This window comes from Synechococcus sp. PCC 7336 (genome assembly GCF_000332275.1).
Lineage (GTDB): Bacteria > Cyanobacteriota > Cyanobacteriia > Thermostichales > PCC-7336 > PCC-7336.
Map to the genome: position 1 here is coordinate 3,423,036 of NZ_CM001776.1, position 14,028 is coordinate 3,437,063.

Consider the following 14,028-nt stretch of genomic DNA (forward strand, 5'->3'; position numbering starts at 1 on the left):
CAATCCCCCATCATCGAGCAACAATCCCGATATCCTGATAAAGATGTGGGGGCGATCGCCACCCCCTTCCCGCTTCACTACCTGCTAGCCATTCCTGATGCGAGATCGACTCTCGCTTGGCAGGCTGCAGTATTATGGTGCGACGCACCGCCTATGCCATCACCCTTTCACATCGCCAACTCCATGGGACAGTCCAAAGCAGGGATTATCTACAATGACAGCAAACCATCAGCCCTGCGGGCCAAAGACTCGATGGTGGAATGGCTGGAAACCAAAGGCTGGAAGGTTCATACTGCAACGGGGACTAGCGGTATCTTAGGCTATTCTCAACCCCACAGCCCCGTTCGCCACAGCCCGATCGATCGCCTCGCTCCTCCGGGCTTCGATACCGACATGGACTTTGCCATTGTGCTGGGGGGGGACGGCACTGTGCTAGCCGCCGCCCGCCAATTGGCCCCCCACCGCATTCCGCTTTTAGCCGTCAACACCGGTCACCTCGGCTTCTTAACCGAAACTTATTTACCCTTGCTATTCAAGGCAACCGAAGCGGTCTTGTCGGGGGATTGCTATCTCGACGAGCGCACCATGATCGCCGTTCAAGTTTGGCGGGAAGGAGCGTTAATCTGGGAGGCATTGGCCCTCAACGAGTTAGTTCTACACCGGGAACCCCTCACCAGCATGTGCCACTTCGAAATCAGTATTGGCGAGCATTCTCCTTTAGATGTGGCTGCCGACGGCATCATTGTTGCTACTCCCACAGGCTCGACCGCCTACGCCCTGTCAGCCGGCGGTCCAGTGGTCATCCCCGGTGTCTCCGTCCTACAGCTCATTCCTATTTGTGCCCATTCTCTGGCCTCGCGCGCCCTTGTCTTTCCCGACAGCGAGCTGATTCAGATTGTCTCCCCCCAACAGGATCAGCTGATCTTAGTGGTCGATGGCAACGCAGGTTGCTACATTTCACCTCATCGGGACGAAATTCGGATTGCCCGCTCGTCCTACCAAACCCAGCTGATTCGCCTGAAGCGGGCGGAGTTTTTCCGTCTGCTAAGAGAGAAACTGGGATGGGGCTTGACCCACGCCTCCAAACCAACATCGGTAGAGTTGCCGTAGGGGTTTTTCGCCTCATTTTCAATCCCCATTACCGGAGAGCTGTTCGTGAACGCAATCGTGGTGGCTGTCGATGTCTCGCCTCAGGCTATGCCCGTGGTGGAGGCCCTCAAAACCCTCAACCTCGCTCCCCACACCCGGGTGGTATTGGCCTACGTGTTGCCTGCTGCTGGAGAGGACGACCTGCCTGCCGATGTCCCCAATCAAGCGCGATCGCCCCAGCAGAAGCTCATGCAGGCAGAAACCTTTTTGCACGAGCTGAGGGACGAGGTCACCACGCTTTTGGGGGAGGTTAAACTCGCGATCGAAATTGCCACGGGCGATCCAGCCGAGGAGATCGTCCGGCTTGCGGGCATTCACCAAGCCGATCTGATTGTGTTGGGCTCGCGCGGGCTCAAGGGTGTGAATCGGGTGATTTTAGGCTCGGTGAGTACTCAAGTGGTGGAGTCGGCACACTGCTCGGTCTATGTCATCAAGCGAGATCGATTGCCGTAGCAAAGCCAGTTTTTCATTCGCGTTGGCGAGCGACACAAGCGTAAATGGATTCCTCAGAAAAACAGGGATATGGTTAACCATACCCCTGCCGATCGATTGAAAATAAACTCAATAGCGGGAGAGTTAGGCGACAGGCGCTAGAAGGCTACTCGCAACAAATTCGCCGACATCAGTGCCCACAATAACCGCATCTTCAGTGGCTTCAAAAACATGAACCCCACCAAAGAGGCGGCTGATGGCATCTTCAGCCCCAATCGCCCCATAGCTACTAAACTCTCTGACGGCACCAAAGTCGTCAATGTCGAATAGCTCGTCATTGGACGTTGTGAAGATGCCATTGCCCGGTACCAGTTCTTGCGAAACCACCGGAATGAATTCAACATCCGGGAACAACGTATCCAGTACCCCGCCGAAGGCACCGGCAAATGTCGAGTGCCCGGAGAGGAAATCGGGGAAAGCAGGATCGGGCAGCAAAGGTTGCCAGTCAAAATCGACGGGAACTTCACCCACGAGCAGATCTGCCCCTAATGCTGCTAAGTCCAGCTCGCCAATCGGCGTGAACTGGCCGAAATCGCCAGAAATCACATCTTGAGGTCGAGGCTGTACTTCAACATATTTCTCGGTCCAAGCCACGATCGCAGCATCTGCTAGTGCAATACTAGTCAAACCTAGAATTCGGGCACTCTCCGCCAAGCTTGGCTCGCCACCTGCCTCGCGGAAAGCGGCTTCCTGAGCAATTTGATGGAGCTGACCGTAAGGTCGGAATGTATCCGCGCGATCGTAAGCCCAGAAAATGGCAATTTCAGTTTCATCTAGGGAGCGCGTCACAGTCGTGACATCAGTGTCCTCTAGCGCCCCTAGCTCTTGAACTTCGATAATCTCATCGAGGAAGAGTTGTTGGTTAAACTCGGTCACTGTATTGGTGGTCGTAACGCCATCAACAGTGGTCTCGATATCGAAAGGACGGCCATCGAGGAACAAGCCATCGCCATCTGCGTCAATGTCTGCATTCGCAAGAAAGTCACTTGCACTCACGCCGCTAAACGTGAGCACATCTGCCCAGCCAGGGCTGAGGGCGAAGGGCGCACCGCCGAATTGAAGTACGCCATCTGCAAATACCTGCTCGCCCAACCACACATATTCCGACGGGCTGAAGATACTGGGGTCGTAAGTCGCCGGATCGTCAGGGCCTTGGAAGAAGCCGATAAACCCATCGCCGGAACGAGCATCCAGCACTTGGTCGGCAGCATTGAGGCCCAGCAAGAAACCATCCCAAATCGCATCGGAGATGCCTGCCGGTTGCGTACCGGGAGTGGGGGCTTCAGATAAGAAGGGGGTGACAAAAGCAGGCGGTGTGGCGGGGTCATCGATCGGTGCTTCGAGGACTGCTCCCAAACCAGCAGCGGTCAAGAGACTCGTGACCTCGCTACTGCTCAAGTCCAAACTGCTCTCTAGCTGGGCAACGATGGTGTCAGTCAAATCTGCAGTTCCGGGCAGAACATTGGCCAAAGCCGTCACAGCCGCACCGGCAACAGCTGCATCAGCCGAAGCACCAGCAGCTGGGCTACCTGGGTCGAGGTCCAGATAAAACTCGAAGTCTTCATCGAAGGCATTAACGGCATTGAACACTGAGGTTTGTATAATAGCCAGCGCTCTAGAACCGACAGTGGGCTCGATCCCAATTCCCGTTGCATCGCTGTCATCTTCGCCAAACTCTTGGATGGCGTTGAGAGCAGACGCGTGCCAAGCCAAGACAGAATTAGTTCCTTCGGCTGAAACCAGCGCGCTTGTCAGCTCGCCCCCTTCGACCTCGGCAAGCAGGTGATAAGCACCGGGTGCGATGACAGATGTGAGAGTTTCGTAGTCAATCTCCACCTCAGTCGATTCGCCAGCATCTAGCTCCAAATCGAGTTTTAGACTGGCCAGTAAGCCATCGTTACGGATGTCACTCTCCGAATCGCGATCGTCATCAGTAGAGATGAAGAGGTTGAGATCCAGGTGACCTTCGAAGTCAAGATCGAACGTGTTGGTGAGTTCCAGGGTGACGGAGCCCGTATCGCCAAATTCAATTGTCTCTGGCAACTCGATGTCTTCGAAGCTGAGCGAAATAGCTTCAGCGGAGACAGTTGTAAAAATATCTTCCGCCTCACCCAGCAAAGCACCTGGAGAAACACCACCCACGAAGGCAAGGTCGATGCCATCCGCCACGATTGTTGTCCCGCCAGGGCTACTCATAAATATGAGGTCGTCGATCTGGAAGCCACCGTCCAGAGCGATGCCATCGTCTTGGCCAATGCGGAAGCTCTCGATGGTGTTGAAGCTATCTTCAGTGCCGATGACAAAGGTATCGGAGCCGCCGTTGCCAATGTAGGTGTTGTCGCCAGCACCGCCATCGAGAAAATCGTCGCCGCCACCCCCTCTGAGGGTGTCATCGCCGCCGCCACCCTTGAGGGTGTCGTCATCAGAACCGCCATTCAGGGAATCCGCCCCAGCACCCCCTTCAAGCAGATCCTCATCGCTACCCCCTCTGAGGGTGTCATTGCCGACACCACCCTTGAGGGTATCCTCTCCAGAACCGCCACGGAGAGAATCAGTTCCAGCGTTCCCTTCCAGCAGGTCATCGTCTCGACCGCCTGCGAGGGTATCGGAGCCGCCGCCCCCAAACAGGTAATCGTACCCTTCTCCACCGGCTAGTGAATCAGGTCCCGATCCACCAATGAGGGTATCGTCCCCGTCACCACCTCTGAGGGTATCTGCACCAGTCCCACCTACGAGGAGATCGTCGTCATCTCGGCCCGACAGCGAATCATCGCCGCCGAAACCAACTAATGTATCGTCGTCATCAGTCCCGCGTAGAGTATCGTCTCCAGGACCGCCGACTATGCTCCCACCCAGCCCAATCTCGCCGAGCAAAGGAACAAGTTCATCAGATAAGCTCTCTGATGCGCCAAACAAGGCGTCAATATCTATGTACAACATGAAACAAAGACTCCAAATCAGTAACAGCAAAAGCTGCGAGAAGCAAAGGTCTCAAGCTGTAGAACAACTCAAGACAAAAACTAAAAACACACCAAAAGTTTTCGTTGGCTAGAATACAATTCGCCAACAAATTAAATACACAATCAACACAGCCGGCATCAACTTTGAAGACTGTTCAAAATATACTAAAAACGTACTGAAATACTCTTTGTCGCCCGCAATAATGATTGTAATCATAAACCTCAAAAATGTGGGTTACACTTGAATAACATTGACGATAAAATACTACGTCAAACTTAAATAAAATTCACAAAAGGTTTTAGGTGTAATTCCTTAGGAGTCAATATTGCAGCAATCGATATCCCCTCGAGGTGGCTAGCAGAAACGCACTGAAGCATTTTGTTAGCTGGAATACATTTTACTGAAGGAACAAACATATGCCCATAGTGAGCAAAAAAAGCTTTCCTAATTGATTAAAATATACCAATATATAACTGAAGCTGTTTTTTAAAATTAGTAAGTGCAATCATAAATTTCAGAAATTCAGGATATATCTGAATAAAATGAAGCTAGGGATGTTAGCTATGCTTAAATTAACTTCACGAAAAGTTCTAGGCATATTTCCCTAAGGCAGGTATTGTGGCGATCGGTATCTACGGCTAGGGGACTTCGAAAAACTGCTCTCGCCAAAAAAATAGAGCCCGCAATCATTGAAAACTCGTTGATAGCTGGACTCGATATATGAAGTTAGATTGTGCTCTTTGGAAGTGTTGGAAGCCTTACGGTGCGAGCCAGTGTTGGATGAACGATTCCGCCCTCAGCTTCGTGGGACTTTGACTCACTGGCTCGGGGAGATTTCACTGCGGATAAACTAGCGATCGCCGAGGAAGAATTGGACAGGCTTAGGTAAGAGTCACTCAATGGCCGCTGCAGGATAAATGCAAAATAACGCCAACTTCGGGGTCTTGTCCGCTTTTGGTGATCGTTAAATCTGTCCTAAATGAGGCGCTTATTTCGTATAAGAATCAACTGATTAGGATGAGGCGCTTGGCCAATAGCTCGAGCCCAGCCCTTCCAAACATCTGCCGTTTCAGCATTTTTAGTCGGTTGTTTTGACCCTCCACTGGCCCATTGCTCACCTCGAGTGTGAGAGCTGCTTTCACCGCATCGTAATCTTCTTGAAGACCCTTGGCAAAACTCCGTAATGCCTTGATTGAGCTGCTCACAGCTGTCTCCAGCCAATCGTCGAATTCCCCAGGCAGTCGCTCGCGCACCAGTTTGATGAACCCCTGAGCCAGAGCGATCGCCCCCGATAACTTTGGCTGCTGGCCCAGTTTTTCCAGCAGGGTTTTCTCCTCAGGCGTAAGGTTTTCAGGCCGTGTCAACAGCAGCCAAGCCGCCCGCTTGGCACTCAAAGGCTCTGACACTGGTGTGGCGGGTGATGGCGCTGGTCCCCGACCCGGTAAGTCATTGAGGGATTCTCGGCTGGGCTTGATGGAGGGCAGAGAGCAACGCAACTGCCGAGTGTAACGGGCGACGGTCATATAGCTGCCCGGGTACCCTTGCTGTTGGATCTCGCCAAACAACTGTTTAGTTTGTTGGCGCCCTTGCTGCCATTGCTCTGACAGGTAAGCCTTGTATGGATCCAAACAACTGGGGTTTCTCCGCCGCCCCACAGGATATTGCCATTCCGGAAACGTTGACGCGGCCAGGTAGGTATACACCGTTCGCTCGCCAATGCCGAGGTGATGGGCAATGTCTTTAATGGCATAGCCTTGCTTGCGTAGAGCATGGGTTTGTTCCCACTTCTCCAGTCGTATGGCCCGATTGACTTCCCTTTGGGTTCGATATCTATCCGGAGCAGCTTCGGGGGTCGGTGCTTCGGTTGGCTGTTGGGCTTGAATCTGTTGCTGCTCAACCTGTTCGAGCGACTGGGTTTGTCCCTTAAAGACTTTCTCTAAAGCCTCTTCGAGATTCTGCAACAGATGAAAGCGATCGGCTACCTGGATGGCATCGGGTGCTCCATCGCTCATGCCTCGCCTGTAGGCTTTGGAGCGATCTCTCGAGAGAATCTTCACACCAGGCTGCTCTTTCAACCAGGCTGCTAAGGTCCCAGCCGCCCGGTCGGGGAGTAGTACGATCGGTTGGTTGGTCTCCAAGTCGACCAAGATCGTTCCGTAATGATGACCCGTGCGAAACGCGAAATCATCCACCCCCAATATCTTTGGCGTGGCCATGACTGGTAGGGGCAATTTGGAGATGGCTCGCAAGATGGTGTTGCGTCTGTATCCGTATCCGAGCTGATGGCTCAAGCGGGCTGCTGCCGAACCACCGAGGGCTAAGCCCATCGCTTCCAGTTGAGCCGTGTAGCGAGTCGTGCGTCTGGCCCAAGGCGCGACAACCTCGGGCAGACGCTCCGTAAAGATACGCCGAGGGCAACGCTCGTTGAGGCAGAAGAACTTACAGACTTGGAGCAATATCGTCAGCGTGAATTGAACTAATGGCAGATCCCTCAACGTTCTCTCATAGTGGCTATGGATGCGATCGGTGGAGCGATGACACAGCGGGCAACAGGCCACCGTTTGAGTCGAGCAGAGGTTAACAACGAGCTGTTGGTTGGCCGGATCGATACTCCAACTGTTCAAGCTCACATCCGTTTGGCTGGGCAGGAGATGCTGTAAAAGTTCCACGGGCTTGGCAGAGTGAGGGTTTGCACCTGGTATTCTCCTATACCTTCTCTGCATCACCAAAAGCGGACAAGACCCCGAAGTTGGCGTTATTTTGCAACTCGCAAAGACATCCGCAGCTGCACTGGCTGGAGCGACGGCCAACTCAAGATTCATTGTCGCCGCCTGACGGAGTTGGAATATCTGCTGATCCATGCCGGCAGTCGCGGCAAGAGTTTTCAATACGAGCTGCTCTACGACGGCAATCCCGCCGCACCGGGGGCTCACCAGATGGGCTTGATTGACGTCGCTCGTCTCAGGCAGGAGTACGACGCTCAAAAGTTAGGGGATATCACTCAAAGGTCAGGGCAAATCGCTCAAAAGACAGCGCCAAGTTTGCCCCAAGTTGCCCCCAAGTTAGGGCCAAGTCAGGGGGGCTCAAACCCAGTTCTCAATGGGCATAGAGCCCCCTCTTGACCGATTTCCCCCCAAAAGCACAGTACCCCCCTCTCTCAAAACCGTACTTTTCGTCGTACTTTCTCGTCGTACCTGTAGCCTTTCCCCTGAGCTGCTCATGCCCCGCAAGCGCCCGCCACCGTCCTTCCCTGACGTACCCAACATCGCCGACCCCCAGGGCTTTGTCAGTTTCATGGAGCGCTATCTGGAATGGATGGCCGTGCGCAACTACTCCCCCCGCACTATCACCGCCCGCCGCTTCTATCTGGCCCATTTCATCAATTGGTCCGCTCAGCGCTCCCTCTTGCGGCCTCCCGAGATTACTAAGCCCATTCTGGAGCGCTATCAACGCTTTCTCTATCACTACCGCCAGCCCAACGGCAAACCTCTTTCCTTTCGCTCTCAACACAACTATCTGGTGTCTGTGCGGGCCTGGTTTAAGTGGCTCTCGCGCCAGAATCACATTCTCTACAATCCCGCCAGCGAGATAGAGTTGCCCAAGCTTGAGACCCGACTGCCCAAGGCGATTCTCTCTCAAACAGAAGCCGAACAAGTCCTCAACCAGCCGGAGCTCAAAAAGCCGATAGGGTTGCGAGACCGGGCCATGCTAGAGACGTTCTACAGCACTGGTATTCGCCGCCTGGAGATGATTCACTTAGCGCTCGAAGACCTCGATGGCGAGCGGGGTACTTTGATGGTGCGTCAGGGGAAAGGACGCAAGGACCGCATGATTCCCATTGGCGCTCGGGCCGTAGCTTGGATAGAGAAATATCTGGCTGATGTGCGGCCCCATCTCTGTTGCGGTCATGAGGATGGCCGTTTGTTTCTGTCTCATCTGGGGGAGCCCCTGACTCCCAACCGCTTGACTCAGTTGGTTCGCTCCTATGTCGATAAGGCTGAGCTGGGCAAGACGGGGAGTTGTCATTTGTTCCGTCACACGATGGCGACGCTCATGCACGAGAATGGAGCCGATATCCGTCACATTCAGGCGATGTTGGGTCACGTCAGTCTCGATACCACTCAGATTTACACCCAGGTCTCGATTAAGAAGCTCAAGCAGATTCATACCCTCACTCACCCGGCTCGCTCCGAGCGCTCGCTCAGCGTCGATTGGGATGGGCAGACTGAAGAGACACCCGCCACAGCCGATGAGTTATTCGCCACCTTAGCCGCCGAACAGTTGGACGAGCAGTAGAATTGATTCAAATCTTGCCTCGGGGGGCTTGCTCAAATAACAATCATCACCGTCTTTTTCCTTAGCCGCTCAAACCCAGTATTTATCGGAGAAAATCACATCTAAAAAGTGAATTGCCTCTGACTCAATTATTAGCTCAAATAATTCGCTAAGTGCTAGCGATGTTTTAATGCCCAATGGGAACCCTATAGGGAATCCTGGGAGTAGTGACGACATAAGAGAAGTTCAAGGCAGTGTCAATGATGCACTAGAAACATTTGATGAGCTTACTCAAGGAGGTACTGTTAACACAAATACAAATTTTCCTGGCTTGCTAATAAATCGTCCAGATGGGGGTACTGTTAGGATTAGGACTCAAATGAGTCGAAGTCCGTCATCTAATGCCACAATTGATGTCAATATTCCAGGCATACCTATCAGAAAAATAAAATTCAATTAGACAAATGAATCAGTTAAAAATCAAAGAGAAGCTACTAGTAGAATCTTGTGAAGACTATGTTGGCATTTGGACAATCATATGGGAGCTTCGGCAAGAGAGTCTTGAAAATGATGAGTTACTTATCCGTGAAAAAACTGTTGAGATATTGCGATATTTTCTAGAAAGAAAACTTATTGATATAGGAAATTTTGATCGCGATGGGGAGTTTGTTGTTTGGGATTTACAGAGCAATCAGGTTATTGAAAGAATTGAATCTGAGTGGAATCAACTCGAAAGAGAACCAAATATTGGAGATATTGCCTGGTTTGTAGCTACAGAGAAAGGGGAAGAAATTGCAACCACCTTTGGCAGTGAAACGGAATGAGCTGATGCAATGTCGGCCAGTCAACTTTATGCTCTTTGATAATATACAAGGAGCATTCAGAAGACCTAGTATTCAAGTTATCGATTAAACGTCAGCCAAGACAAAATATGAACACTTTCGATCTATATGGATTTCAAGAAGGAAATATCAATGAAGTTGCAGAGGATCTAGGGCATGTCATCAGTTAAGCCAGATCAATACTCCAGACACTTTTTTTGGAGCAACGGTAGAATGAGGGTTTCAGGCCCTTGGGATGACCCGATCTCTAACGGTAGAATGCGGGTTTCAGCCGTCTCAGCAAAAACTGTCAGGACTATTGCCAGATGACAGAAGCAGCTAAATAAATTGCTCCGAGGAAGTTACGAGCAGTTTTATCGTAACGAGTCGCAATGGCTCGATATTGCTTGAGTTTGGCGAAAAAGTTTTCAATCAAATGGCGGGCTTTGTAGAGATGCTTGTCATAGCAACAAGGAGACTTGCGATTGGACTTGGGGGGGATCACAGCAGCACAGCCCTTCGCTGACAAGCGTTCACGGACACGCTCATCGGCATCGTACGCCTTATTCGCCAAGAGCGCTTCGACATCATCATCCAGTTGCTCGAGCAAAACATCGGAGCCATCCAGGTCGCAGCATTGTCCTGCCGTCAGGTAAAAGCCCGTTGGGTTACCCAAAGCATCGCAAGTAGCGTGAATCTTTGTGCTCAACCCACCTTTACTGCGCCCGATGGCTTGGTCGCTATCGTTTTTTTTCGGCACTAGCACTGTGTTGATGAGCCCGCACAATGGTGGCGTCAATCATGGCGTATTCGTTATCGGCATCTTCGCACAACACCTTGAATATTTTCTCCCACACACCGCTGCGGCTCCAGCGACTGAAGCGAGTGTGCACCACTCGAAAGTCACCAAAGCGTTCCGGTAAGTCACGCCAGGGAATCCCTGCTCGATAGCGGTAAAGAACGGCATCGACAAACAGTCGATTGTCTTTGGCGGTACCACCCACATGCCCCTCGCGGCCTGGTAGAAAGTCCTTTATCTTTTCCCACTGGTCATCTCTGAGTGCGTAGCGACGTATCTGGCATCTCGTTTTAGGCTAGTTATGCTGACGGGGTGACACTACAGCACAGGAGGCATACGGAGCAAGGGATAGGGGCTTGCCCGGAGGCAGAAAAAAAGCTAGGACGTAATGGATTACACCTAGCTTCCGAAAAAAACATGGAATCATCTTATCAAACCCTGCTGGCTACCAAACTTAATCCTTCTGAACTTTGGCTATTGAATTTGCTCCTGATGGTGCTGCAACGCGACAAAATCGTCAAGCTAGAACAACTGGCGCAAAAATTACCCTTGCCGATTTTAATGGAGAGTTGCCGTCGCAAACTCCAGCGTTTTCTGAGCTTTAAACATTGGGTGATAGAACATATCTGGTGGCCGCTCTTGCTAGATTGGCTCAAGCGGAAGTTTACCACTCAGACAGTTCTATATTTAGCCATTGATAGAACCCAATGGTACGACTATAATCTCATTCTGGTTAGCCTGATCTATCATAATCGAGCAATTCCAGTTAAATTTGCTTTATTGAATAAGCGAGGTAGTAGCAATTATGAGGAACAAATCACATTTCTCAAACCAGTTTTGGAACTCCTAAGCGACTATACTGTGGTCTTACTGGGTGACCGAGAATTCTGTGGAGTTGACCTGGCAAAGTGGCTGGGAGAGCAGGGAGCCTACATGGCTTTGCGCCTGAAAAAGAACGAGTATATCGAACTTCCTGGGCAAACCCAGGCACAATTATCACAGCTTGGCATTCAGGCTGGAGAGTCTCACTTTTTCTCTGATGTAAAAGTCACTAAGACAAAAGGATTTGGACCGATCAATGTAGCAGCAAGAAGAAAGCGAAATTATGGCTCCAATGTCACGAAAGAGACTTGGTATATTATGAGTAATCTGACGGACCTAGATGGAGTTTTGAAGGCTTACTCTTGCCGCATGGGAATTGAAGAAATGTTTCGGGATTGGAAGAAGGGAGGCTATAACCTGGAAGATTCAAAATTGACCGGCAAACGCTTTATCTCAATGGCATTGCTGGTTTCGTTAGCTTATTATATGGCTACTTTTAAAGGGGAGAAGATGCAGCATCAAAATATTCATCAGTATGTCGTGAGACCACGAGAGGCTGGACGGAAACATCGGCGACACAGTGCATTTGCGATTGGTTTGTCTGCCTACTCCCTGGCTTGCTTTGGACTAGACCTCTGGGATTTGATTGCACAATATATCGTCCTGAAACCTCGAAAGCTATCTTTTTATAAGAGAGGCATAAGGGCCATAAAGCTTATTATAGCTGAATCATATACCCCTATGTCACCCCGCCAGCTAGTTATGACACATTTCCTAACTGATGATAAGCCCTAGCATTCACAAAATAAGTCTAATGAAACGACTCATTTGGCAATAGGATATAGATAGGATACTTGAGTTCAAGCCAAGATCGAGGAAGCTAGACGATGAATTATATATGTATCTAACATGTCAGTTTTTAAAAAAGCCTTATTTCTGTAGATTTACTCTATGAGTATCTCGATAATCTGTTGAAGTCTTGTTGATCAAAATCGTTAAATGAGATAAAATTAAGGCGTATATGCATAATTCTCATTGGCACTAATTCAAAGGCCAAGTTGTATGAATTTTGTCTTCGCATCTATGGGTTTTCTACAAGGTTTGACCTTGAAGTTTGTTTTTAGAATGAGTTTTCAAACCCTTTTTTATAAAAATTATTTAAAAACAAATGAGTCGCAAGACACTCAAGGTTTTTGCATGTCTAAACTAATTTTGCTTATAATAGCTACTTGCTTCTGCTTTTTTGCTGTTTTTTCAACTGCTATTATTCCACTTGTCTTAGGCTAGGTTAAGCCTATTAATTCTGGTGGTATTGCGTTGCTGTTTTGGTCAATTTCTTGGTTTTTGGGTGCTGCCCTAAGTCGGAGGTTTGATGAGTTTATTAAAAATCAAACAGCTAATTAAAGCGAACTATACGTCGGGTGGTTGTGTTGTCTCTATGATAAGTCTGCTTCTTTCGGATTTTGTGGAGAACCCTGAAAGCCAGGATCTATAGCGATCCTACGTCAGTCGTAGACGACTTGAGGGCTGAAACCCAATGCTAGCAAGGACTCAAATTTACAACTCATCTAGAATTGCTATATAACCGTTCATGGAGCCGACAATGAGTAGATTCCGCAACCAGTTGTTATGGTACTGAAAGCTGTTGGAAGCGGGACAGATTATTGTGCTAATCTGTCCTAAATCGCACTGTAAGATTATTGCATAATTTATTGAACTTATTACCTAGATAAATACTAAGAGCTTCATACATGATGACAGTGTATGACTCTTTTCCATAATATTGTGTTGTTTATTTTTGAGTGACTGACGATGAAAGAAGAAGGATGAGTCACTACGCCATTTTATCCTCGGTAGTCCTAGACATGTAAGGATGTGTTGTAGTGATGTACAAACATCCAGATGGCTCCGATATGGTTCTCGAGCTTTTTAGAAAAGGAGAGAGTCTTGCGAACCAAGCGTGAAACTCGCTGGCGCATCGTACAGTTGAAGCGCTCGATATAACTAGTTTTGCCAGTTTCCTTACCCACAGCTTTGTGACGTGTCTGTGGAAAGACGAGAGCGTAAGCATCCCAGAAATCGGTGTAGGCCACCGCGCATTGGCGGTAGACATCCGGCAATGAGGCCCACAGTTGCCTGGCTCCCTGCTCGGAGCGATCGCCCACATGAACTCCGACAATCTCGCGGGTGCCGACATCAAGAGCTAGCCAAATCCACTGCTTGTTGCCTTTAGCGCCGACAAACGACCACATTTCATCACACTGAATCGTCAATCGTCCTTTTTTTTTGAGGACACCTCGACCTGTCGGGGAACCGACTCATATTTGCGATTGACGTAGTCCTGCAACCAGCTCTCAGAGACATCGCAAACCCTGGCGATACCGGCCAGAGGAATCTTTTCAAGCAAGAGCCTATCAATCAGGTCTTTGGTCTGCTGGGAGATGAGTTTCTGCTGTGGATCTTCAACAAACTGGCGACCGCAGGCTTTACATTTGTAATTTTGCTTACCGTTATGGATGCGACCTTTCTTAACCACTTCCTTTGACTCACAGCTTGGGCAATTCGGCATTGGATATGAGTGAATAAAGTTTCCTTGAGATCTTATCCTTACATCTGGGAGACTACCTTATCCTCTAGTATGTTCTAGAACACTTACTTAGTAAGCATTCCAGTTGGCACAATAATCTGTTGCTGGAGATTTCTCCACCC

10 protein-coding genes are annotated in these 14,028 nt (G+C 49.9%); 6 read left to right on the top strand and 4 right to left on the bottom strand.

Annotated features, from left to right (window positions below; all coding sequences use genetic code 11):
- Positions 1 to 183 precede the first annotated feature (183 nt).
- On the top strand, positions 184 to 1,110 hold the full coding sequence (locus SYN7336_RS16465; protein ID WP_026101080.1) for an NAD(+) kinase: 927 nt from the start codon (positions 184 to 186) through the stop codon (positions 1,108 to 1,110).
- A gap of 45 nt (positions 1,111 to 1,155) precedes the next feature.
- Positions 1,156 to 1,602, top strand: coding sequence for a universal stress protein (locus SYN7336_RS16470; protein WP_017327050.1), 447 nt, complete (start codon positions 1,156 to 1,158; stop codon positions 1,600 to 1,602).
- A 123-nt stretch (positions 1,603 to 1,725) separates the two neighbouring features.
- On the opposite strand, the gene SYN7336_RS28185 is transcribed toward SYN7336_RS16470, so the two are convergent.
- Both SYN7336_RS28185 and SYN7336_RS16480 read right to left on the bottom strand, forming a co-directional pair.
- Positions 1,726 to 4,581 (bottom strand): hypothetical protein, encoded by a 2,856-nt coding sequence (locus tag SYN7336_RS28185; RefSeq protein ID WP_017327051.1) that lies wholly within the window; start codon positions 4,579 to 4,581, stop codon positions 1,726 to 1,728.
- 1,025 nt (positions 4,582 to 5,606) lie between these two features.
- A complete protein-coding gene (locus SYN7336_RS16480) occupies positions 5,607 to 7,271 on the bottom strand; it encodes an ISL3 family transposase (protein ID WP_017327052.1) in 1,665 nt (554 codons plus the stop codon).
- A 171-nt stretch (positions 7,272 to 7,442) separates the two neighbouring features.
- Between SYN7336_RS16480 and SYN7336_RS16485 the strand changes: the two genes are divergently transcribed.
- The 3 genes from SYN7336_RS16485 to SYN7336_RS16495 all read left to right on the top strand — a co-directional run bounded on the left by SYN7336_RS16485 (position 7,443) and on the right by SYN7336_RS16495 (position 9,701).
- Positions 7,443 to 7,724: a hypothetical protein gene (locus tag SYN7336_RS16485; protein ID WP_017327053.1), complete on the top strand. Its 282-nt coding sequence runs from the start codon at positions 7,443 to 7,445 to the stop codon at positions 7,722 to 7,724.
- A gap of 97 nt (positions 7,725 to 7,821) precedes the next feature.
- Complete coding sequence (gene xerC / locus SYN7336_RS16490; protein ID WP_026101082.1) at positions 7,822 to 8,898, top strand: site-specific tyrosine recombinase XerC; 1,077 nt, start codon at positions 7,822 to 7,824, stop codon at positions 8,896 to 8,898.
- Positions 8,899 to 9,341: 443 nt separating this feature from the next.
- The gene (locus tag SYN7336_RS16495; RefSeq protein WP_017327055.1) at positions 9,342 to 9,701 is read left to right on the top strand and encodes a hypothetical protein; all 360 of its coding nucleotides are present in this window, start codon (positions 9,342 to 9,344) and stop codon (positions 9,699 to 9,701) included.
- Between the two features lie 313 nt (positions 9,702 to 10,014).
- Here SYN7336_RS16495 and SYN7336_RS29935 read toward each other — a convergent pair.
- Positions 10,015 to 10,774, bottom strand: a protein-coding gene (locus SYN7336_RS29935; protein WP_156820188.1) for an IS5 family transposase whose coding sequence is annotated in 2 segments (ribosomal slippage) — positions 10,015 to 10,452 and positions 10,454 to 10,774 — 759 coding nt in all. Because the reading frame shifts where the segments join, the coding sequence is not laid out codon by codon here.
- A 140-nt stretch (positions 10,775 to 10,914) separates the two neighbouring features.
- On the opposite strand from SYN7336_RS29935, the gene SYN7336_RS26320 reads away from it, so the two are divergent.
- Positions 10,915 to 12,114 (top strand): IS4 family transposase, encoded by a 1,200-nt coding sequence (locus SYN7336_RS26320; protein ID WP_017327058.1) that lies wholly within the window; start codon positions 10,915 to 10,917, stop codon positions 12,112 to 12,114.
- Between the two features lie 1,064 nt (positions 12,115 to 13,178).
- On the opposite strand, the gene SYN7336_RS29940 is transcribed toward SYN7336_RS26320, so the two are convergent.
- Positions 13,179 to 13,888 (bottom strand): IS1 family transposase gene (locus SYN7336_RS29940; protein ID WP_227498526.1). Its coding sequence is split into 2 segments (ribosomal slippage): positions 13,179 to 13,609 and positions 13,609 to 13,888, totalling 711 coding nucleotides; the frame shifts between segments, so codons are not numbered across the junction.
- Positions 13,889 to 14,028 lie beyond the last annotated feature (140 nt).

What these genes read in the sequence shown, in the direction of transcription:
- xerC (WP_026101082.1), top strand. Translation starts at nt 7,822, where the DNA reads ATGCCCCGCAAGCGCCCGCCACCGTCCTTCCCTGACGTACCCAACATC.
- SYN7336_RS16465 (WP_026101080.1), top strand. Translation starts at nt 184, where the DNA reads ATGGGACAGTCCAAAGCAGGGATTATCTACAATGACAGCAAACCATCA.
- SYN7336_RS26320 (WP_017327058.1), top strand. Translation starts at nt 10,915, where the DNA reads ATGGAATCATCTTATCAAACCCTGCTGGCTACCAAACTTAATCCTTCT.
- SYN7336_RS28185 (WP_017327051.1), bottom strand. Translation starts at nt 4,581, where the DNA reads ATGTTGTACATAGATATTGACGCCTTGTTTGGCGCATCAGAGAGCTTA.
- SYN7336_RS16495 (WP_017327055.1), top strand. Translation starts at nt 9,342, where the DNA reads ATGAATCAGTTAAAAATCAAAGAGAAGCTACTAGTAGAATCTTGTGAA.